Below are 19,844 nucleotides of genomic sequence, written 5' to 3' on the forward strand. Positions count from 1 at the left end.
TTCGAATGTCTCAACAGACTAAACGCTCTGTTAAAGCATTCGGTCCAGAGTGTAGAGCATGAGTCGTGCCAGACATTGAATTTATGACTAACACACTGATTTATATGGATTTAAATCGTTTTGAAGAAGGGCCTTAAATGCAGGTGTGCCCGGAAAGCCGAATCATGCAGGGGCAGGTGTTCGGAAAACCGAATGAAAGACGGGCTGGTCACTCGTGATACGTGGCTCGGGATTTGTAGCAGGTCGAGCCGAATGCACTGCTGGCAACTTGAATTGTAGAGCCGCCGCTCCCTCAGGAAATGTGAAACCTGCGGGAGCGGGAGAGGGGCTTAAGCTGCTTCTACCTTGCGGTGTTTCAGGTTAAGGGTGGCCATGTACTGGGCCAGATGTGCCTGTTCTTCAGCAGTGGTGAACAGGCCCAGTTTGGTCCGGCGCCACAGAATGTCCTGTGCATCCAGTGCCCATTCCTGATTGCACAGGTAATCGACTTCACGGCTGTAGAGACCGCTGCCGATATGCTCGCCCATGTCGCTCAGGCCTTGTACGCCATCCAGCAAGCGCCATGAACGGTTGCCATAGGTGATTGCCCAACGCTTGGCAATCGCTGCATCCAGCCAGCTGTGCTTGCTGATGAGGGCTGCGCTGAGGGCATTGGGGGTGGTCATGTCTTCACCGCCCGGTAATGTCGCGCTGGCGGTCCAGCTCGGTTTGATCTGGGTGAAATACGGGGTCAGTTGGGCCATGGCCGATTCGGCCAACTTGCGGTAAGTGGTCAGCTTGCCCCCGAACACGGACAGCAGCGGGGCCTCGCCCGGTACGCCGGACAACGCCAGGGTGTAATCCCGTGTCACGGCCGAAGGGTTGTCTGACTCGTCGTTACACAGCGGACGCACGCCTGAATAAGTGCGCAGGATGTCGCTGCGGCTTACTTGCTGTTTGAAGTGGGCGTTGACCACATTCAGCAGGTAGTCGGTTTCTTCTTCGGTGATGCTCACTTTGGCCGGATCACCTGTGTATTCACGGTCGGTCGTACCGATGATGGTGAACTGATCCATGTACGGGATGGTGAACACAATCCGTTGGTCTTCGTTTTGCAGGATGAACGCATTAGGCGCGTCGTAAAGCTTGGGCACTATGAGGTGGCTGCCCTGGATCAGGCGAATGCCGTAAGGCGAGTCCAGCTTCAAGTCATCCTTGATGAATTTGGCGACCCAAGGGCCTGCAGCATTGACCATGGCTTTGCTGCGAATGGAAAACAGGCTGCCATCAGCGCGTTCCAGATTCAGTTCCCACAGCCCTTTATTACGACGCGCGCCGACACAACGAGTCTGAGTGTGAACATGTGCGCCTTTTTCCCGCGCAGCCATAGCGTTAAGTACGACCAGGCGAGCGTCATCGACCCAGCAGTCGGAGTATTCAAAACCTTTGGTGATTTCTGCTTTCAGTGGGCTGTCCGCACCAAACTTGAGACTGGTGGAGCCTGCAAGTTTTTCGCGCTTGCCCAAGTGGTCATACAGGAACAACCCGGCACGGATCATCCACGCCGGGCGCAGGTGCGGGCGGTGGGGCAATACAAAACGCATCGGTTTGACGATGTGCGGAGCTTTGGACAACAACACTTCGCGCTCAGCCAGAGCTTCTCGTACCAGACGGAACTCGTAATGTTCGAGGTAGCGCAAACCGCCGTGGATCAGCTTGCTGCTGGCTGACGAGGTGTGGCTGGCCAGATCGTCTTTTTCGCAAAGAAACACAGATAAGCCGCGACCGGCTGCGTCTGCCGCAATCCCGACGCCATTGATTCCGCCGCCAATCACAGCAACGTCGTAAACCTCAGCGAGGGGGGTGGCAGGCAAGGTGGTCAGGGACATAAATGGGCCTCGCGTTCTTTACGCATATTTGAATGTGAACATTAATGTTCATTTTCGAAAATATTAGCGGATAAAGACGTACGAGGCCAGCGCCTTTCGATTGAAAAAACTCATCGAAGGGGGTCTAAAAGAAAAATATCGAACATTTAGAGTCGGGAGTTGAACCTGTGGGCTGGTTACACGACTTCCAGGCGAATCTTGTTTTGAGCAAGGAGTTGCGCGAGTTCGGGCACAGGTGGCTGATCGGTGACCAGGCAATCAATCAGGGTTATCGGGCCCAGGCGTACCATCGCATTTCGGCCGAACTTGCTGGAGTCGGCAGCCAGGATGGTTTGCCTGGCGTTGGCAATAATTGCCTGAGATACGCGCACTTCCTGATAGTCGAAGTCAAGCAGGCTGCCGTCTGAGTCGATGCCGCTAATGCCTACCAGTGCAAAGTCGAACTTGAACTGGTTGATGAAGTCGACACTGGCCTGGCCCACGATACCGCCATCACGGCGTACGTTGCCGCCTGCGATCAGGACTTCAAAGTCATCCTTGGCGCTCAGGATCGAAGCCACGTGCAGGTTATTGGTGATGATTTTGAGGTGGTTGTGATTGAGTAGCGCCCGTGCAATCGACTCGGTTGTGGTGCCGATGTTGATGAAAATCGAGGCGTGATCAGGGATCTGGGCAGCGATGGCTTCGCCAATACGGCGCTTTTCGTCGCGCATCTGATCTGCGCGCATGGCGTAGGCAGTGTTTTCAACGCTGGAGTCATAGGCGGCTCCACCGTGGTAACGGCGTAGCAGATCGGCTTCTGCCAGTTGATTGATGTCACGGCGAATGGTCTGCGGTGTGACGACGAACAACTGAGCCATTTCCTCGATGCTGACATAACCGCGCTCGCGTACGAGTTCGAGGATCTGCTGCTGGCGTGGAGGCAGATTCATGGAGTTTCCTTTGGGCGGCGAAGCAAATTCGCCCATGATGCCGCAGGAAAGCGCCGCCTGCTACTCGCAGGTGTCATCAAGTCTTGAAGCAACTGCGGGCGCCAGTGGCGCCCGCAGTTTTTATTGCCTTGGAGGATTAGTTGCTTTCTTCGTGGGGTTCCCAGTCGCGAGTACGGCTCACGGCTTTTTTCCAGCCGGCATAGAGCTTCTCTTTGCTGGCTTCGTCCAGCGCAGGTTCGAATTCGCGCTCGATCACGGCCTTGCCGCGCAACTCATCCAGGCTGCCCCAGAAGCCGCAGGCCAGACCGGCCAGGTAGGCCGCGCCCAATGCGGTGGTTTCGCGCATTTGCGGGCGTTCAACCTGAGTGCCGAGAATGTCTGCCTGAAATTGCATCAGGAAGTTGTTGGCTACGGCACCACCGTCTACGCGCAGGGCCTTGAGGCGTTCGCCGGAGTCCTGCTGCATGGCGTCCAGCACGTCGCGTGTCTGGTAGGCAATCGACTCAAGCGCTGCACGAATGATGTGGTCAACGCGAACGCCGCGAGTCAGGCCGAACAGAGCTCCACGGGCATACGGGTCCCAGTAAGGGGCGCCGAGGCCGGTGAACGCCGGTACCAGGTACACACCGTTGCTGTCTTTGACCTTGCCGGCGAAATATTCGGTGTCATGGGCGTCGTTAATGATCTTCAGCTCATCGCGCAGCCATTGAACCGTGGAGCCACCGTTGAACACGGCGCCTTCGAGTGCGTAGGCAACTTCGCCCCGAGGGCCGCATGCAATGGTGGTCAACATGCCGTGGGTCGATTTGACGGCTTTGGACCCGGTGTTCATTAGCAGGAAGCAACCAGTGCCATAGGTGTTCTTGGCCTGGCCGGGTTCGACACACATTTGACCAAACAGCGCTGCTTGCTGGTCGCCTGCAATGCCGCCAATGGCGATACCGCTTTTGGTGCGGCCGTAGATTTCTGAAGACGACTTCACTTCAGGCAGCATTTCGCGCGGGATATCCAGCACTTCCAGCATCTTGGCATCCCACTCCAGGGTGTGGATGTTGAAGAGCATGGTGCGTGAGGCATTGGTGTAGTCGGTGACGTGGGTTTTGCCGCCGGTAAATTTCCAGATCAGCCAGCTGTCGACGGTGCCGAACAGTAGTTCGCCATTGCGTGCACGCTCACGGCTGCCTTCAACGTTATCCAGGATCCATTTCAGTTTGGTGCCCGAGAAGTACGGGTCGGTCACCAGGCCTGTGGTGTCGCTGATGTACTGCTCGTGACCTTCGCGCTTGAGCTGCTCGCAGATTTCAGTGCTGCGGCGGCACTGCCAGACGATGGCGTTGTAGATAGGGCGACCGCTGACTTTGTCCCATACAACGGTGGTTTCACGCTGGTTGGTGATGCCGATGGCGGCTACCTGGTCGTGATGCAAGCCGGCTTGGGCCAAGGCTTCGACCATCACGGCGCTTTGGGTGGCGAAAATTTCCATTGGGTCATGTTCAACCCAGCCCGGTTGCGGGTAGTGCTGTTGAAACTCACGTTGCGCGGTGCACACCACGTTGGCGTCACGATCGAAGATGATCGCTCGCGAACTGGTTGTGCCTTGGTCTAGCGCAATGATGTAGTTCTTATTCTGGATGTCGGTCATTTGAAATTGCCTTGCAGAATGAGGGAGGTTGGGGGCGCGAGACAGGTAACGGGCAGTTGGTCTCGTGCGCCCCGTTTCATAAGTCGATATCAGGAAGCTTGGGTTTTCACTTGCGCAGCAGTCTGGGTATCGGCGGCTACAGGGGCAGCGTCAGGCAGATGGCGAGCAATTAACCCGCGATAAATGGCCGCGCCCAGGCAAGCGCCCACGATCGGTGCAAATATTGGAATCAGGAAATAAGGGATGTCGCGTCCGCCAGTGAACGAAATTTCACCCCAGCCTGCAAAGAAAGTCATCAGTTTAGGCCCGAAATCACGCGCGGGGTTCATCGCAAAACCGGTCAGCGGCCCCATCGAGCTTCCGATGACGGCAATCAGCAGGCCGATCAGCAGGGGAGCCAATGCACCGCGTGGCAAGCCGTTCTTGTCGTCGGTCAGGGCCATGATCACGCCCATCAGGATGGCAGTAATCACCATTTCAACGAGAAAGGCTTGCAGAATTGTGAGCGAAGGGTGCGGGTAGGTTGAGAAGACCGATGCAAGCTCAAGGCTGGCCTGGCTGCCACGAACCATTTGATGCGCTTGTTCGTAATCGAAAAACAGGTTGCTGTAGAGCGTGTAAACCAACGCTGCAGCGCAAAAGGCTCCTGCGACTTGGGCAAGGATATAAAAGGGCAGTTTGCGTTTTTCGAAATCGGTGAACAGGCACAGCGCGATGCTGACGGCCGGGTTCAGGTGCGCGCCGGAAACGCCTGCTGTCAGGTAAATCGCCATGCTGACGCCGATGCCCCAGATGATGCTGATTTCCCATAAGCCAAAACTGGCGCCCGCGACCTTGAGAGCCGCAACACAACCGGTACCGAAGAAGATGAGTAGTGCGGTGCCGAGAAACTCGGCCAAGCACTGACCTGAAAGTGTGGGGTGCTGAGATGCAGTCGACATGTGAAACCTCATTATTGTTGTTTTTTGACGTCGTCAATCAGGGTGGCAGTGCGCCTGAGCCTGGACCGGAAAAATACGTATTTCAGATTTGTGCGGTCAGGCAAAGTCGTATGAGTATATTCAGATTCGAAAAAATATAGACAAGAAACACTGCTGTCAAAGGTCGAAAGTGAACGGGTATTCATATTCTGACTTTAGAGGAGGGGTTTGGTATTGGTTTTTCTGTAAGAAAACACTACAAATTGGTAGGTGGAAGTGTAACGTTTCAGCTAAAAATTCAACGCAAAGCCCCGTGTCAGCGCCTTTTTAAGGGCCAATAGCCTAAAATCTGCCATCGGATTTCACTGCCTCATTCAAGACTGGAGCTGTCATGACGCCTGCGCTGGATCTGCTGAAAAAAGTTCGTGCCGAACATAGGGTGCATAGCTATGAGCATGACCCCAAAGCGGCCTCCTACGGGTTAGAGGCCGCAGAAAAGCTTGGCCTGGAGCCTGCTCAAGTGTTCAAGACGTTGTTGGCCAGCAGTGAAAAAGGCGAGTTATTGGTCGCCGTTGTACCGGTCGTCGGAAGCCTTGATTTAAAAGCGCTTGCGCACGCTGCTGGGGTGAAGAAAGTCGAAATGGCGGACCCTGCGGCGGCTCAGCGGTCAACAGGATATCTGTTGGGAGGGATCAGCCCGTTGGGGCAGAAGAAGCGACTACGCACCTTTATCGATAAAAGTGCTGAAGGATTTGCGACTGTATTTGTCAGTGCCGGACGACGCGGACTTGAAGTGGAGCTGGCGCCTGGGGTGCTGGCAGAGCATACGCAGGCGCAGTTTGCAGAGGTAGGGCGGGTTTAAACGAATTCTCGCACCGCCCCTCCTGCAAGGGATTACTGGGCGGAACTGTAGCGCCTTACACCTGATTCGGAAGGCGGGATTTGTGCAGCGATGCTGCCGCTGGTTTGGAACATCACCAGGTGTTCCGCGGCAACCCGAATGCCCACTTGAGCACCTGGCAGGTGGTCGGCGTGGCTCGGAAAAATCGACTCCAGCTGGCTGCCAGTAGGCAGTTGCAGGCGGTACAGGGTCGAGGCACCAAGGAAAGTCTTGCCGATAATCCGGGCTTTCAAATCGCTGTCCGGTGCATAGACGATATCGTCAGGACGCAGTAATACATCAACTGCGCCGCCCGTTGGCCACGTGTAAGCACGGTTGCCGCGCAAAACGCCCAGTTCGGTTTGTACCGATTCCGGGCTGAGTAACTGGCCCCGAATGAAGTAGCCCTGACCGATAAAGCTCGCCACAAACGGTGTCTGTGGCTCGTGATAGAGGTTGTAGGGCGTATCCCACTGTTCAAGGCGCCCTTCCTTGAAGACCCCGACATGGTCGCTCACAGCGAAAGCTTCTTCCTGGTCGTGTGTCACCAAAATCGCACTGGTGCCACGGGCTTTCAGGATGTCTCTCACTTCATGGCTGAGCTTGCGTCGCAACTCGCCGTCGAGGTTGGAAAACGGCTCATCCAGCAAGAGTAATTGCGGCTCGGGCGCCAGTGCGCGTGCAAGTGCGACACGTTGCTGCTGACCGCCGGAAAGCTCGTGAGGGAAGCGCTTGCCGAGATTCTTGAGATTGACCAGTTCAAGTAGCTCTTCGGTCACGCGCTCTTTGTTTGGATGCTTGCGAATCCCGAACGCTATGTTGTCGGCCACGCTCAGGTGCGGAAAGAGAGCGTAGTCCTGAAATACCATACCGATACGACGTTTCTCTGGGGCCAAGGTAAATCCGGCACTGGAGATGACTTCACCCGCCAGCCGGATTTCACCTTGATGTACCGGCTCAAAACCGGCAATCGCGCGCAGAGTGGTGGTTTTGCCACAGCCCGAGGAGCCCAGCAAGCAGCCAATATCGCCGGCATTGAGGTGCAGGTTGAGGTTTTGTACGACGCTCTGGCCCTGATAGCCACAGGCCAGATCGCTAAGGTTGAGCAATAACGGCTGACTCATGCGGGTTGATACGCCGGTTGGACAAGGAATTCGAGCAGCGCCTTTTGCGCATGCAGGCGGTTTTCAGCTTGATCCCACGCCACGGAGCGCGGGTCATCCAGCAAATCGAGGCTGATTTCTTCGCCGCGGTGGGCTGGAAGACAGTGCATGAACAGCACGTCGTCGGCAGCGAGGTCGAGCAGGGCACGATTGACCTGGTACGGGGCAAACAACTGCAGACGCTTGGCGGTTTCTTCTTCCTGGCCCATGGAGGTCCACACATCAGTGCTGACTAAGTGGGCGCCAATTACGGCATCACGCGGGTCGCGAACGATCGTGACGCGATCACCGGCTTGAGCCACAAACTGAGGATTGGGCTCATAGCCTTCAGGGCAGGCAACGCGTAGCTGGAAGTCAAACTGGATAGCCGCTTCTATATAGCTGTTGCACATGTTGTTGCCGTCTCCGATCCAGGCCACGGTTTTACCCTTGATCGATCCGCGATGTTCCTGGAAGGTTTGCATGTCAGCCAGCAACTGGCACGGGTGCAGATCGTCTGACAGACCGTTGATGACCGGTACGCGGGAATTGGCCGAAAACTCGGTAAGGGTACTGTGGGCGAAGGTACGAATCATGACGGCGTCTAGCATGCGCGACATCACGATGGCGCAGTCGCCAATCGGCTCGCCACGACCCAATTGGGTATCACGTGGCGACAGAAAAATGGCCTGACCACCCAGCTGGATCATGCCGGCTTCAAATGACAGGCGGGTACGGGTCGATGATTTCTCGAAAATCATGCCCAGAACGCGACCTTTCAGAGGTTCGAAGAGAACGCCGCGTTGACGCAGGTCCTTCAGCTCGATACCGCGACGAATCACGCTGACTAGCTCTTCGGGCGTGCAATCCATCAGGGAGAGAAAGTGCCTTGCGCTCATCATTAACTACCTTTTTTGCAACGACCGCAGATGCTCAAAGCCGGGGTTTTCGGAAAAACGGGCGAGACCTGCGGCGAAAGCCGCACGGGGCGACGAAATAGGGGAAGGCGCGATCTTATAAGGAAATGTCGCGTCTTGCCAATAAGGGTCACGTGTATAGAGGTTTGAGCGAGTCTTGCGCTGCATGAGCCGCTCAGGTGGTTTGCCTCACCTCAGCTGCCCATTTGTACACTGCCGTGGCGTCGCTTGGCAATTGCACGGTCTTTTGGTGTGTTACGGTCGCCGTATTTGTACTCGCTGTCGAGGCGCTGATACAGTGATGGCGCGGGCAATCCAGATGGGTTTCATGTGTTCGCAGCCTTCGTTGCCGGCAGCGGCTACGGGGCCTGCGAAGGGAAGGGGGGCGACTATTGTCTGTCGGGGAGACCGAGCGTGACGCTCGGCTTTCCGTTACAATGCGCCACCGTGCCGACATCTGAGTCGGAAAGTTCAGCCGAGGTGCTCCATGGATATCATCGAAACTATTAAAGACCAGATTGCTAACAACACCATTCTGCTCTACATGAAAGGCTCCCCGAATGCCCCACAGTGTGGCTTTTCGGCCAAAGCTGCTCAGGCAGTCATGGGCTGTGGCGAGAAGTTCGCTTACGTGGACATCCTTCAGAACCCGGAAATCCGCGCCAATCTGCCGAAGTACGCTAACTGGCCAACTTTCCCGCAACTGTGGGTCGGTGGTGAGTTGGTAGGCGGTAGCGACATCATGGCTGAAATGGCCGCTGATGGTTCTTTGCAGGCTTTGATTAAAGAAGCTGTCGAGAAAGCTGCTGCAAACAAGACTGAAGCTTGATGTCAGTCGCGTAGTTACAGTTGTTAAGTAACGCGCATAAAAAAGCCCCGCCCCGTGATAAACAGGGCGGGGCTTTTTAGTGGGCGTTAGTTACTCGCCCATTTGCGATTGCAGGTAATTCTCAATACCGATTTTATCGATCAGGCCCAACTGAGTTTCCAGCCAGTCGATATGCTCTTCTTCAGATTCCAGAATATCTTCCAGCATTTCGCGGCTGCCAAAGTCACCCACAACTTCGCAGTGGGCGATAGCGGCTTTGAGATCGGCGTGGCCGGTCTTCTCAATACGCAGGTCACACTCAAGCATTTCCTTGGTGTGCTCGCCGATATGCAGCTTGCCCAGGTCCTGAACGTTTGGCAGGCCTTCAAGGAACAGAATGCGCTTGATCAGCTTGTCCGCGTGTTTCATCTCGTCGATGGACTCGTGGTACTCATGCGCACCCAACTTTTCCAGGCCCCAATCCTGATACATGCGTGCGTGCAGGAAGTATTGATTGATTGCGACCAGTTCGTTGCCGAGAATTTTGTTGAGGTGCTGAATGACTGAAATGTCGCCTTTCATGGCTGGGGCCTGCCTTAATTAACTGTATATAAGGCAGAGTTTGATCCGCACGTTGCAGGCTGTCAAACCTAAGTATTTGAATAATAAATGAAAATTAATCGGAATAAGAATGTTTGTGTTCCGCGTCTTGGGGCTAACCACTTGAATTCTGGACATAAAAAAACCGGACACTAAGCCCGGTTCTTTGAAATATGTTAATTAAGCGGCTGAAAATTCTGCCGGAAAACTCATAACGGCCTGACTGGTTTGCAGCGAAGCCAGGGTTTCGCGAACCACTTGCTTGGCTAAGCATGCACATTTACCGCATTGGCTAGCGACGCCTGTTGCTTCGCGCACTTCACGGTAGCTGCAGCAACCGTCGTAGATTGCGTCGCGAATTTTTCCATCGGTGACGCCAGTGCAAAGGCAAACGTACATAAATAAGAACCATCGCTGGTTGGGATTCAATGACAGGGATCTTAATGTTAACGAGAATGATTGTCAAAGTGCCTTGAGTCTCAATTGAGGTCTGCCTGCGTTGTGCTGACGAACGGTCTCTATGGTTCTGTGTTTGGCGCCTGAAAAAGGGTTAAGGCCCGCCCTGACGAGCGGTGTATGATGACCGGTCATTTTCACGCAGGAACTGGTCAGCTGAATGCCATCAACCAATGGCAGCCCCGACCGGATCCTGTTCTTCACGCAGCACACCAGGAGATATCCAATGAGCGTACTCGTAGGCAAACAAGCCCCTGACTTCACCGTCGCAGCCGTACTTGGCAATGGCGAAATCGTTGACAGCTTCACGCTGTCCTCCGCCATCAAAGGCAAATATGGCCTGGTGTTCTTCTACCCGCTGGACTTCACTTTCGTTTGCCCGTCCGAGCTGATTGCTCTGGACCACCGCATCCCTGACTTCCAGGCGCGTAACGTTGAAGTGGTTGCCGTGTCGATCGACTCCCATTTCACCCACAACGCATGGCGCAACACCCCAGTGAACAATGGCGGTATCGGCCAGGTGAAATACACCATGGCTGCCGACATCAATCATGCAATCTGCAAAGCTTACGACGTTGAAACCGAAGGCGGCGTAGCGCTGCGCGGCGCGTTCCTGATCGACGACAAGGGCGTTGTTCGCTCCCAGATCGTTAACGACCTGCCACTGGGCCGTAACATGGAGGAGCTGCTTCGTCTGGTAGACGCTCTGCAATTCCACGAAGAGCACGGCGAAGTTTGCCCTGCCAACTGGAAAAAAGGCGACAAAGGCATGACAGCATCGACTGCTGGTGTCGCTGCGTACCTGACCGAGAATGCTGACCAGCTGTAAGCGTCAGATTCAGGCATAAAAAAACCGGACCCAGTGTCCGGTTTTTTTATGCTGCGATGAAAGCCTGAACGACAGGATCAGTCGTTGAAGTCTTTCCAGCCGCCCATTTGTTTCCAGCGGTTGACGATGCCACAGAACAGCTCAGCGGTTTTCTCGGTGTCATAACGAGCCGAGTGTGCTTCACGCCCATCAAAATCGATGTCGGCGGTCTGACAGGCTTTGGCCAGTACCGTCTGGCCATAAGCCAGACCTGCCAGGGTCGCTGTGTCAAAGCTTGAGAAGGGGTGAAACGGATTGCGTTTCATGTCCAGGCGCGCTACTGCGGCGTTGAGGAAGCCCAAATCAAAGCTACTGTTATGTCCCACCAAGATGGCACGCTTGCAGCCGTTGGCTTTCAGGGCCTTTCGCACACCACGGAAGATGTCGGTCAGGGCCGTTTCTTCACTGACCGCCATGCGCAGTGGGTGATCGAGCTTGATGCCTGTGAACTCCAGCGCTGCAGCTTCGATGTTGGCGCCTTCAAACGGTTCCACACGGTGGAAATAGGTGTGCTCCGGGAACACAAAGCCTCTTTCATCCATGCCGATCGTGACTGCTGCGATTTCCAGCAAGGCATCAGTAGCGCTATTAAAGCCACCGGTTTCAACATCGATTACGACCGGCAGATAGCCGCGAAAACGCTCGGCCATCGGGTGGCGCGATCCGCCGCCATGGCCGCCTTCGTGTTCGTCATCATAATGGTCGTCACTCACAGCTGTTCCTCCAGCAGGCGCCAGCGCAGTGTTTCACCGGCGCGCAGCGGAATTACGGTCAACTCGCCGAAAGGCAGGCTGGTTGGGGCGGTCCACTCCTGGCGAACCAGGGTGATGTGTTCGGTGCTGGCAGGCAGACCGTAGAATCGAGGGCCGTTCAGGCTGGCAAAGGCTTCCAGCTTGTCCAGCGCATTACGCTGCTCGAAGGCTTCGGCGTACATCTCGATGGCTGCATACGCGGTATAGCAACCGGCACAACCGCAGGCAGCTTCTTTGGCGTGCTGGGCATGGGGAGCAGAGTCAGTGCCCAGGAAGAACTTCTCGCTGCCACTGGTGGCCGCATCCAGCAGGGCTTCCTGATGGGTGTTGCGCTTGAGGATCGGCAGGCAATAGAAGTGCGGGCGAATACCGCCAACCAGCATGTGATTGCGGTTGTACAGCAGGTGATGCGCCGTAATTGTCGCGCCGACGTTGGCCGAAGCCTCGTTGACGAACTGCACCGCCTCAGCTGTGGTGATGTGCTCAAACACGACTTTTAGCGTCGGGAAGCGATCTACAACGCGGCGCATATGCTCGTCGATGAAGATTTTTTCGCGGTCAAAGACGTCCACGCCAGCGCGGGTGACTTCACCGTGAATCAGTAAAGGCATGCCAACTTCAGCCATGACTTCAAGGACCGGGAAGATCGCATCGATACTGGTGACACCAGAGTCGGAGTTGGTCGTTGCCCCAGCCGGATACAGCTTGGCTGCATGGACGAATCCGCTGGCCTTGGCCGTACGAATGTCTTCTGGCTGGGTTCGGTCAGTGAGGTACAGCACCATCAGCGGCTCGAAACGGCTTCCGGCCGGGCGAGCAGCCAAAATGCGCTGGCGATAGGCATCGGCTTCGGCGGCATTACGCACCGGAGGTACCAGGTTGGGCATGATGATGGCGCGGCCAAAAGTGCGCGCAACATCCGCGACAGTGTGAGGCAACACAGCACCATCGCGAAGATGTATATGCCAGTCGTCGGGACGCAGCAGGGTCAGGCGGTCAGACATTGGGAATTCCAGGCGGGTCAAACTGATGTGAATGCTACCGGAAAAGACACTCACAGGCACTCGCTATCAAGTTTTGTGATTGCTGACCGATATCTCATGGGTATGCCGTAAATCTGTGGCCTGTTATTTTGCAGTACAAGCCTGTGGAGCCTCCCGTGCGCCAGTGTTATCTCATCCTGCTCTGCATGTTTGCCAGCCTGCCTGCCATGGCTCTGACTTTTCAGACTCGGCTGGAGAATATCGAGTGGAAAGTAGAAGGTGACAAGTTCGAGTGCCGGCTGATCCAGCCCATTACTGATTTCGGCTCCGGGGCCTTTGTACGTCGGGCAGGAGAGCAGGCAGTCTTTCGTCTCAATGCCTACAACTCAATGCTGGGCGAAGGCTCTGCAACACTGCTTGCCGCCGCTGCGCCATGGCAGCCGGGCAGGGGGGACATTGATCTGGGGTCAGTGCGCATTGGTCGTGGCCAGGTGCTTTTCAACAGTTCTCAAGCCCAGGCCGGACGCCTGTTTCGCGGTCTGCTGGAAGGGCGCAGCCCGCTGGTCAGGCACTTTTCCCGTGAGGGTAATGTCTCTGAAGTGCGTTTGCTACCGGTCAGGTTTCGTCAGGCATACGGTGACTACGAGGCTTGCACCGCAAAGTTGTTACCGAAAAACTTTGATCAGGTCAGACAAAGCCGCATTGGTTTTCCTGGTGGCGGTACCGAACTGGACGCGACCGCACGGGTCAACTTGCACGTCATGGTGGAGTACTTGAAGGCGGATCCAACCGTCAATCACGTCATCCTGGACGGCTACTCCGATAACATGGGTAACAGATTGACCAATCGTGAGTTATCACGGCGCCGGGCATTAGCCGTCATGGATTACTTCAAGGAAAGCGGACTTCAGGAGTCGCAGATCACGGTACGTTTTCATGGTGAGCAATACCCGTTGGTGCCGAACACGAACCACGCTAATCGTGCGAAAAATCGTCGGGTTAGTGTCCGTTTGGAGCGGTATCCGGAGTCAGAAAAAGCTGCTCCTTCAGTTGGAGTCTCCAATCCCGCTGCAATTTCTTGAAGTGCCCCTCTCGTCGCCCCTTTGACATAATCTGTCGCTTTGTCGTCTTAAGCTGTCGCGCCTCTGTAAATTAATAGATATGGGCGGTAGACTGTTCGGCTTTTCGAACAACCCGTGGAGTGATGGCATGGCGGACGTAAACAAGGTCGTTCTGGCTTATTCGGGCGGCCTGGACACTTCGGTGATCCTGAAGTGGCTGCAGGATACTTATAACTGTGAAGTCGTAACCTTCACCGCTGACCTGGGTCAGGGCGAAGAAGTCGAACCGGCACGTGCCAAGGCGCAAGCCATGGGCGTTAAGGAAATCTACATTGATGACCTGCGTGAAGAGTTTGTTCGAGACTTCGTTTTCCCGATGTTCCGCGCCAACACTGTTTACGAAGGCGAGTACCTGCTGGGTACTTCCATTGCTCGTCCGCTGATCGCCAAGCGCCTGATTGAAATTGCCAACGAAACAGGCGCAGACGCCATTTCCCACGGCGCAACGGGTAAAGGTAACGATCAGGTTCGTTTCGAACTGGGTGCCTATGCCCTGAAGCCAGGAGTGAAAGTGATTGCTCCTTGGCGTGAGTGGGACTTGCTCTCCCGTGAAAAGCTGATGGATTACGCTGAAAAGCACAATATTCCGATCGAGCGTCATGGCAAGAAGAAGTCTCCGTACTCGATGGATGCCAACTTGCTGCACATCTCTTACGAGGGCGGTGTGCTGGAAGATACCTGGACCGAGCACGAAGAAGACATGTGGCGTTGGACCAAGTCGCCAGAAGATGCGCCTAACACGCCGACCTTTCTGGAACTGACTTACCGCAATGGCGATATCGTTGCCCTGGACGGCGTCGAAATGACCCCGGCCACCGTGTTGGCAACCCTTAACCGTATCGGCGGCGAGAACGGCATCGGTCGTCTCGATATCGTTGAGAACCGTTATGTAGGGATGAAGTCCCGTGGCTGCTACGAAACACCGGGCGGCACTATCATGCTGCGGGCTCACCGTGCCATTGAGTCGATCACTCTGGACCGTGAAGTCGCTCACCTGAAAGACGAGTTGATGCCCAAGTACGCCAGCCTGATCTACACCGGCTACTGGTGGAGCCCTGAGCGTTTGATGCTGCAACAAATGATTGATGCATCTCAGGCTCACGTGAACGGTGTGGTTCGCCTGAAACTGTACAAAGGCAACGTGATCGTTACCGGTCGCAAGTCTGACGATTCATTGTTTGATGCCAACATTGCCACTTTTGAAGAAGATGGCGGTGCTTACAACCAGGAAGACGCTGCAGGGTTTATCAAGTTGAATGCATTGCGCATGCGCATTGCTGCAAACAAAGGCCGTAAGTTGTTCTGATGCGTGCCCTATAAAAAAGCCCCGGCCATTTGGTCGGGGCTTTTTTTTGTCTCTGGGCTGCAGGTCACGTGTCATCAGGGAGAAACGAATATGTCGAGCTTGCGTGTGTCGATGGTGTAGGTGATCAAGGTTGTATGATCGGTGGGTGTAGCGTTGTGAGTACTGAAGATGGTGTGCATTAATTCGCCTGGCGTGATGCCAGGCGGCGTGTTTTTCAGTAATAAAAATACGTCATTCTTGTGGGTGTTACTTTTGCACTTGCGTGGGGATTTGCAGTAGCGGTGGCGTCTGTCTTTCGGGATGTTTTTAAATGAGCGTAGGGACGGCGAATGATTCAGATCAATAAGGTGGAAGCTTTTTAACTTTGTACCTTCAAAAAGTACAAGTTTGTCGGTAGAGAACAGGGTGGGTGCGTTATTCGGTCCTGAGGGTTTTGCGGAGGCGGAATCGTATGTTCTGTGGCCTTGAGGCAAAAAAGTAAAGTAGTGAGGCGTGAACGAACTGAACTTTATGCCCAGTTGATAAGCTGGCTTGGAAAGTAGTGTGTCTGTGCTGAAGTCAGTGTAGGTGCGAGGGGTATAAGCAGCCGTTGTTAAAGGCAAGGCGGCCTTGGATAAGTTTGCTGGGGTGTAGAGTGTTTTGTTGTTGAAGTTAAGTGTCAGGAAGAATAGTGTCACCAAAAGTACAGGGAATATTATTAAAAACCAAACGTACTCTTTCTGGTGTTCACTGTCGATGTAAGGCAGTGATACCGCCGCGGAAGCTTCTGTCAGCATTGAGAAAACTGCAATGATAGTAAGTGGGTTATTGATTTTTAGATGGTTTTTTATCATGGGGTAACCTTTTTACGGGTGGTTCGGCAATGGCCGGGCGCACCGTGTTGGGGGTGTCAGCACTCTGGGAGCCGGTGCGTTTTCATTTTATGGACGGGTTACTATGAATTTAGACGTGGGATATTGAAGCTGCAAACTCAATACGGGTTTTGAGGTGGCACCTTGAATGGGGATCTTTCGGTTTTTTTGCAGGTTTCGATTGTTCGTAGGAATACTGCCGCTATCTATGTTGAATTTCATAGGGGCTAATAACTAATTGATGTAATGGTGCGTAAGTTTTTGTCTTTAGTTTGGGTAAGTTATGGTGCGCAAGCATGGAATGCTATTTGTTGGCGGGTTTCTATCAGTTTTTCTGTACTCTGATTTGATGGTAAACAGGGCGGGTTGGGAATTCTTTTGATATGGATTTATGTTTGGGGGTTTTCTGAATGATCTGTAGTCCTATTCTGTAAGTACAAATTTCTAATTTTTTTCATTAAAAAAATAGTAGATTCCACTGGATGTGTATAAATCGGTGAGTCTGCAGTGTCTTGTGGTTTTCTAATGTGTATGTGCTTTTTTTGAGTAGAAGGAAGGGTGCGTAAGATACTGTAGCGGAATCGTTTGTAAATTTTAAGTTTGCTTTGGGGTGTGTGCTGTAGTGGAGTGCCGATTCTGGTTCGGCATGAGGTGTGTTGCATGTAGGGAGTTGTTCTGATGGCAAGCGGGGATATATCTTAAATAAGAGGATGGTCGTTCTAGATGATGTATTTGAATGTTGGTGTGCTGAGGTGGTAAGTAAGAATTCTTTGATGTTGGCAGGCTATTTCTGTAGGTCAAATCTTCAATATTTGTAGGAAATGTCTTTGGTTGTGGATGCGTGAGGGGGCGCTATGCCCAGTTTGTTATGACTAGGCTATGGTGCTGGTTCTAAAAATTCGAACAGCGATAAATTGGAATTGCCCATGAATAAAGTGCTGATCGTGGATGATCATCCTGTCATTCGTCTTGCTGTGCGTATGCTCATGGAACGACATGGCTATGAAGTCATCGCAGAGACGGATAATGGTGTGGATGCTTTGCAACTTGCGCGTGAACATGCGCCTGATATTGTGATTCTGGATATAGGAATACCGAAACTTGATGGGCTGGAAGTTATTGCGCGGCTGTCCACTCCGGCGGTGCTAATTAAGGTGCTGGTGCTGACCTCGCAAGCTCCTGGCCATTTTTCAATGCGTTGCATGCAGGCAGGAGCCGCAGGTTATGTTTGTAAACAGCAGGATTTAACCGAGTTGTTAAGTGCAATCAAGGCTGTGCTGTCGGGTTACAGCTATTTCCCTAATCAGGCGCTGCACTCAGTGCGTTCAAGTCTGGGGAATGCGAGTGAAGCTGATATGGTCAATCGCCTTTCAGGGCGAGAAATGATGGTGCTGCAGCAGTTGGCGCGGGGAAGAAGCAATAAGGAGATAGCCGATGGCATGTTCCTTAGCAACAAAACGGTGAGTACCTACAAAACCCGCCTGCTCTTGAAACTCAATGCTCGGTCGCTCGTAGACCTGATCGAGCTGGCCCAACGTAATGGCTTGGTGTGAGGAGGAGGAAATAGGGACGTGACTCAAAAGCCCCTCCAGGAAAAGCCTCCGCTAAAGGAGGCTTTTAAGATTGGGTGACGGAAATTAAAGATCGTATCCATAATCTTCGAGCTCTTTTCTGAGCCTTTTTTCTTCCAGGAGCGCGTCAATGGTACGGCGTTTGGCCAAATTGGTTTTAGCTACCTCAACAACAGGCTCCACCACATCGTCTGGATCGACGACTGCAAAATCTTCTTCTACTTCCAGTTCTTCTTTGCCAGTGCTCATTCAGTTCACTCCAGGCCAAGACAGTCAATGGCGCCCCTTATAGCGATAATCGCCGCTCGGGTAAAAAAGATTTTCTTAATCGATCAGTCCATAAAATCTCTATTACTCAATCATCAGAGGTTTTTTGCTTGAATTCGCACAGGTCTTCAATGCGACAGCTTCCACACCGCGGCTTGCGCGCCTGGCACACATAACGTCCATGCAGGATGAGCCAATGGTGGGCGTCCAGCAGATACGGCTTGGGCACGTGCTTCATTAAATTCTTTTCGACCTCGACCACGTTTTTGCCTGGTGCAATTCCGGTTCGATTACTGACCCTGAAAATATGGGTGTCTACGGCCATGGTCAGTTGTCTGAAGGCGGTGTTGAGCACAACATTTGCAGTTTTTCGACCTACTCCGGGTAGCGCCTCAAGCTCTTCTCGCGTCTGCGGAACCTGGCTGCCATGGCGCTCAATCAATAGACGACAGGTTTCAATCACGTTTTTGGCCTTGCTGTTATACAGGCCAATGGTCTTGATGTACTGCGACAGACCTTCTACTCCGAGAGCGTAGATGGCTTCTGGTGTATTGGCGACCGGAAACAATTTGGCCATCGCCTTGTTCACGCTCACATCAGTGGCCTGAGCGGACAGGATCACGGCAATCAACAGTTCGAAAGCAGATGAATAGGCCAGTTCGGTTTTTGGCTCAGGATTGTCTTCGTGAAACCGGCGGAATATTTCAAGGCGCTTTGCGGCGTTCATGGGTAAAACACTTCCTGGATGGCTGTCCGTTAAGTGAAGAGGCGCTTGTTTGGGATGCGAGAATTTGTCAGGCCTGGGTTGGGTCTAGCGCGTTGAGTGTTACCTCTGCTTGAGTGACAGCATCGGTTAAAAGGTTCAACTGCGTGTCGGATTGCTCCTGGGTTATGGCCTTTTTAAGCTCTGCGCGACGCATGGCCAGCTGGATTTTTGCGCGTTTGAGTTCTGCGGTGTTCGCAGTAGGTGCAGAAACAGAAACCTCGCTGGCAGGCTCCAGTTGAGCCAGTGCGTGTTCGGCTGATTCAAACTGCTGTTGCAGGGCCAGAAGTTGGGATTGCTGCTGCGCCGTTGGAGGATGGCCGAATGCCCTGAGTGATTTGTTCAGTTGAGCGCGCGCCATGGCGAGTGTGACTTTGGCTTTTTTAAGCGCTGCGTCATTAAGGCTGGACAGTTCTGCTCCCAGGCTAACCGGTCGAGCGCCACTGTCAGCTATTGCAGGCGCGCGTTGGGCGCGCGCGGAGCGTTCTGCCTGCCTGTGTTCCTCTTCAAGGCGCAGGCGCTCGTCACGTACTTCATAGCGTCTGCGTGCATGATCACGCTTTTGGTTGCGGGCGATGTACTGCTCCGCATCGTGAGCGAGACCGCCGACAATGGGGGTTCCATTTACGGGCAGGGGGCGCATTTCTATGCAATCGACCGGGCAAGGTGCAACACAAAGGTCGCAGCCGGTGCATTCGTCGACAATGACGGTGTGCATGAGCTTGGCTGCGCCGAGAATGGCATCAACTGGGCAGGCCTGAATGCATTTGGTACAGCCAATGCATTCGGCTTCCCGAATAAAGGCCACTTGTGACGGCGCAGTACCACGCTTTAGGTCCAGCTCCAGGACTGGAATGCTGAGCAGGTCGGCAAGTGCGGCAATGGTTTCGGTTCCCCCGGGAGGGCACTTATTGATCGCCTCGCCTTGTGCGATGCCTTTCGCATAGGGTTTGCAGCCTGGGTGGCCGCACTTTCCGCATTGAGTTTGCGGTAATAAAGCATCAATACGTTGAATCAGGCTCATGGTGTGAAGTCCAGCTACAGCGGGTCGCATCTGGGCGACACTCAACATGCGCAGAGATAAATAAGGGCGTGGGTCAAGCGTGCGCGCATGATCGGTCGGCCCAAGGGAATGCGGCTGATTATCCGACATGACGGGGAGTGCGGCTACTGATGAACAGCGTCTGGCGGCTTGCT

At 53.9% G+C, this 19,844-nt stretch carries 20 protein-coding genes; 6 read left to right on the forward strand and 14 right to left on the reverse strand.

Going from position 1 to position 19,844, the window contains the following annotated elements:
• Positions 1-329 precede the first annotated feature (329 nt).
• The 4 genes from glpD to RGV06_RS19365 form a co-directional block, all read right to left on the reverse strand.
• The gene (gene glpD / locus RGV06_RS19350) at positions 330-1,868 is read right to left on the reverse strand and encodes a glycerol-3-phosphate dehydrogenase (protein WP_322150932.1); all 1,539 of its coding nucleotides are present in this window, start codon (positions 1,866-1,868) and stop codon (positions 330-332) included.
• Between the two features lie 176 nt (positions 1,869-2,044).
• A complete protein-coding gene (locus tag RGV06_RS19355; protein ID WP_019823558.1) occupies positions 2,045-2,800 on the reverse strand; it encodes a DeoR family transcriptional regulator in 756 nt (251 codons plus the stop codon).
• Positions 2,801-2,936: 136 nt separating this feature from the next.
• A complete protein-coding gene (gene glpK, locus RGV06_RS19360) occupies positions 2,937-4,442 on the reverse strand; it encodes a glycerol kinase GlpK (protein WP_019823557.1) in 1,506 nt (501 codons plus the stop codon).
• 89 nt (positions 4,443-4,531) lie between these two features.
• Positions 4,532-5,383 (reverse strand): MIP/aquaporin family protein, encoded by an 852-nt coding sequence (locus RGV06_RS19365; RefSeq protein ID WP_322150935.1) that lies wholly within the window; start codon positions 5,381-5,383, stop codon positions 4,532-4,534.
• 370 nt (positions 5,384-5,753) lie between these two features.
• Between RGV06_RS19365 and ybaK the strand changes: the two genes are divergently transcribed.
• Positions 5,754-6,224 carry a Cys-tRNA(Pro) deacylase gene (gene ybaK, locus RGV06_RS19370; protein WP_198820858.1) on the forward strand — a complete coding sequence of 157 codons (471 nt, stop codon included), beginning with the start codon at positions 5,754-5,756 and terminating at the stop codon, positions 6,222-6,224.
• Between the two features lie 32 nt (positions 6,225-6,256).
• Here the strand turns inward: ybaK and RGV06_RS19375 are convergent, their stop codons facing one another.
• Together RGV06_RS19375 and argF are read right to left on the reverse strand one after the other, a co-directional pair.
• On the reverse strand, positions 6,257-7,366 hold the full coding sequence (locus tag RGV06_RS19375; protein WP_048351093.1) for an ABC transporter ATP-binding protein: 1,110 nt from the start codon (positions 7,364-7,366) through the stop codon (positions 6,257-6,259).
• Positions 7,363-8,283, reverse strand: coding sequence for an ornithine carbamoyltransferase (gene argF / locus RGV06_RS19380; protein WP_019823550.1), 921 nt, complete (start codon positions 8,281-8,283; stop codon positions 7,363-7,365). The genes RGV06_RS19375 and argF overlap by 4 nt, the downstream gene beginning before the upstream one ends.
• A gap of 505 nt (positions 8,284-8,788) precedes the next feature.
• Between argF and grxD the strand changes: the two genes are divergently transcribed.
• Positions 8,789-9,130 (forward strand): Grx4 family monothiol glutaredoxin, encoded by a 342-nt coding sequence (gene grxD, locus RGV06_RS19385; protein WP_016779691.1) that lies wholly within the window; start codon positions 8,789-8,791, stop codon positions 9,128-9,130.
• Between the two features lie 90 nt (positions 9,131-9,220).
• Here the strand turns inward: grxD and bfr are convergent, their stop codons facing one another.
• On the reverse strand, positions 9,221-9,691 hold the full coding sequence (gene bfr / locus RGV06_RS19390; RefSeq protein ID WP_019823548.1) for a bacterioferritin: 471 nt from the start codon (positions 9,689-9,691) through the stop codon (positions 9,221-9,223).
• A 198-nt stretch (positions 9,692-9,889) separates the two neighbouring features.
• Positions 9,890-10,108 carry a bacterioferritin-associated ferredoxin gene (locus tag RGV06_RS19395; protein WP_019823547.1) on the reverse strand — a complete coding sequence of 73 codons (219 nt, stop codon included), beginning with the start codon at positions 10,106-10,108 and terminating at the stop codon, positions 9,890-9,892.
• Between the two features lie 283 nt (positions 10,109-10,391).
• Between RGV06_RS19395 and RGV06_RS19400 the strand changes: the two genes are divergently transcribed.
• Complete coding sequence (locus RGV06_RS19400) at positions 10,392-10,994, forward strand: peroxiredoxin (RefSeq protein ID WP_019823544.1); 603 nt, start codon at positions 10,392-10,394, stop codon at positions 10,992-10,994.
• Between the two features lie 77 nt (positions 10,995-11,071).
• Here the strand turns inward: RGV06_RS19400 and rnt are convergent, their stop codons facing one another.
• Entirely contained in the window at positions 11,072-11,746 is a 675-nt protein-coding gene (rnt, locus tag RGV06_RS19405; RefSeq protein WP_019823542.1) for a ribonuclease T, read from the reverse strand.
• Positions 11,743-12,789: a dihydroorotase gene (gene pyrC, locus RGV06_RS19410; protein WP_019823540.1), complete on the reverse strand. Its 1,047-nt coding sequence runs from the start codon at positions 12,787-12,789 to the stop codon at positions 11,743-11,745. The genes rnt and pyrC overlap by 4 nt, the downstream gene beginning before the upstream one ends.
• A gap of 155 nt (positions 12,790-12,944) precedes the next feature.
• Between pyrC and RGV06_RS19415 the strand changes: the two genes are divergently transcribed.
• Both RGV06_RS19415 and RGV06_RS19420 read left to right on the forward strand, forming a co-directional pair.
• Positions 12,945-13,850, forward strand: coding sequence for a flagellar protein MotY (locus RGV06_RS19415; protein ID WP_019823539.1), 906 nt, complete (start codon positions 12,945-12,947; stop codon positions 13,848-13,850).
• A gap of 127 nt (positions 13,851-13,977) precedes the next feature.
• A complete protein-coding gene (locus tag RGV06_RS19420; RefSeq protein WP_019823538.1) occupies positions 13,978-15,195 on the forward strand; it encodes an argininosuccinate synthase in 1,218 nt (405 codons plus the stop codon).
• Between the two features lie 74 nt (positions 15,196-15,269).
• Here RGV06_RS19420 and RGV06_RS19425 read toward each other — a convergent pair whose 3' ends face one another.
• On the reverse strand, positions 15,270-16,028 hold the full coding sequence (locus RGV06_RS19425) for a hypothetical protein (RefSeq protein WP_322150940.1): 759 nt from the start codon (positions 16,026-16,028) through the stop codon (positions 15,270-15,272).
• 944 nt (positions 16,029-16,972) lie between these two features.
• Here RGV06_RS19425 and RGV06_RS19430 point away from each other — a divergent pair.
• Entirely contained in the window at positions 16,973-17,599 is a 627-nt protein-coding gene (locus RGV06_RS19430; protein WP_019823536.1) for a response regulator transcription factor, read from the forward strand.
• An 84-nt stretch (positions 17,600-17,683) separates the two neighbouring features.
• On the opposite strand, the gene RGV06_RS19435 is transcribed toward RGV06_RS19430, so the two are convergent.
• The 3 genes from RGV06_RS19435 to rsxB all read right to left on the reverse strand — a co-directional run bounded on the left by RGV06_RS19435 (position 17,684) and on the right by rsxB (position 19,671).
• Positions 17,684-17,866, reverse strand: a complete 183-nt coding sequence (locus tag RGV06_RS19435) for a PA3496 family putative envelope integrity protein (protein WP_019823535.1) — start codon at positions 17,864-17,866, stop codon at positions 17,684-17,686.
• Between the two features lie 106 nt (positions 17,867-17,972).
• Positions 17,973-18,611: an endonuclease III gene (nth, locus tag RGV06_RS19440; protein WP_019823533.1), complete on the reverse strand. Its 639-nt coding sequence runs from the start codon at positions 18,609-18,611 to the stop codon at positions 17,973-17,975.
• Between the two features lie 67 nt (positions 18,612-18,678).
• On the reverse strand, positions 18,679-19,671 hold the full coding sequence (gene rsxB, locus RGV06_RS19445; protein ID WP_322150943.1) for an electron transport complex subunit RsxB: 993 nt from the start codon (positions 19,669-19,671) through the stop codon (positions 18,679-18,681).
• Positions 19,672-19,844 lie beyond the last annotated feature (173 nt).

The organism is Pseudomonas sp. CCI3.1 (assembly GCF_034313985.1).
GTDB classification, from domain to species: Bacteria; Pseudomonadota; Gammaproteobacteria; order Pseudomonadales; family Pseudomonadaceae; genus Aquipseudomonas; species Aquipseudomonas psychrophila.

Coding starts and splice junctions, on each gene's coding strand:
- RGV06_RS19355 (WP_019823558.1), bottom strand. CDS start 2,800: ATGAATCTGCCTCCACGCCAGCAGCAGATCCTCGAACTCGTACGCGAG.
- nth (WP_019823533.1), bottom strand. CDS start 18,611: ATGAACGCCGCAAAGCGCCTTGAAATATTCCGCCGGTTTCACGAAGAC.
- RGV06_RS19395 (WP_019823547.1), bottom strand. CDS start 10,108: ATGTACGTTTGCCTTTGCACTGGCGTCACCGATGGAAAAATTCGCGAC.
- glpD (WP_322150932.1), bottom strand. CDS start 1,868: ATGTCCCTGACCACCTTGCCTGCCACCCCCCTCGCTGAGGTTTACGAC.
- ybaK (WP_198820858.1), top strand. CDS start 5,754: ATGACGCCTGCGCTGGATCTGCTGAAAAAAGTTCGTGCCGAACATAGG.
- RGV06_RS19375 (WP_048351093.1), bottom strand. CDS start 7,366: ATGAGTCAGCCGTTATTGCTCAACCTTAGCGATCTGGCCTGTGGCTAT.
- RGV06_RS19420 (WP_019823538.1), top strand. CDS start 13,978: ATGGCGGACGTAAACAAGGTCGTTCTGGCTTATTCGGGCGGCCTGGAC.
- RGV06_RS19435 (WP_019823535.1), bottom strand. CDS start 17,866: ATGAGCACTGGCAAAGAAGAACTGGAAGTAGAAGAAGATTTTGCAGTC.
- rsxB (WP_322150943.1), bottom strand. CDS start 19,671: ATGAGCCTGATTCAACGTATTGATGCTTTATTACCGCAAACTCAATGC.
- pyrC (WP_019823540.1), bottom strand. CDS start 12,789: ATGTCTGACCGCCTGACCCTGCTGCGTCCCGACGACTGGCATATACAT.
- RGV06_RS19430 (WP_019823536.1), top strand. CDS start 16,973: ATGAATAAAGTGCTGATCGTGGATGATCATCCTGTCATTCGTCTTGCT.
- glpK (WP_019823557.1), bottom strand. CDS start 4,442: ATGACCGACATCCAGAATAAGAACTACATCATTGCGCTAGACCAAGGC.
- argF (WP_019823550.1), bottom strand. CDS start 8,283: ATGAGCGCAAGGCACTTTCTCTCCCTGATGGATTGCACGCCCGAAGAG.
- RGV06_RS19365 (WP_322150935.1), bottom strand. CDS start 5,383: ATGTCGACTGCATCTCAGCACCCCACACTTTCAGGTCAGTGCTTGGCC.
- bfr (WP_019823548.1), bottom strand. CDS start 9,691: ATGAAAGGCGACATTTCAGTCATTCAGCACCTCAACAAAATTCTCGGC.
- RGV06_RS19400 (WP_019823544.1), top strand. CDS start 10,392: ATGAGCGTACTCGTAGGCAAACAAGCCCCTGACTTCACCGTCGCAGCC.
- RGV06_RS19425 (WP_322150940.1), bottom strand. CDS start 16,028: ATGATAAAAAACCATCTAAAAATCAATAACCCACTTACTATCATTGCA.
- grxD (WP_016779691.1), top strand. CDS start 8,789: ATGGATATCATCGAAACTATTAAAGACCAGATTGCTAACAACACCATT.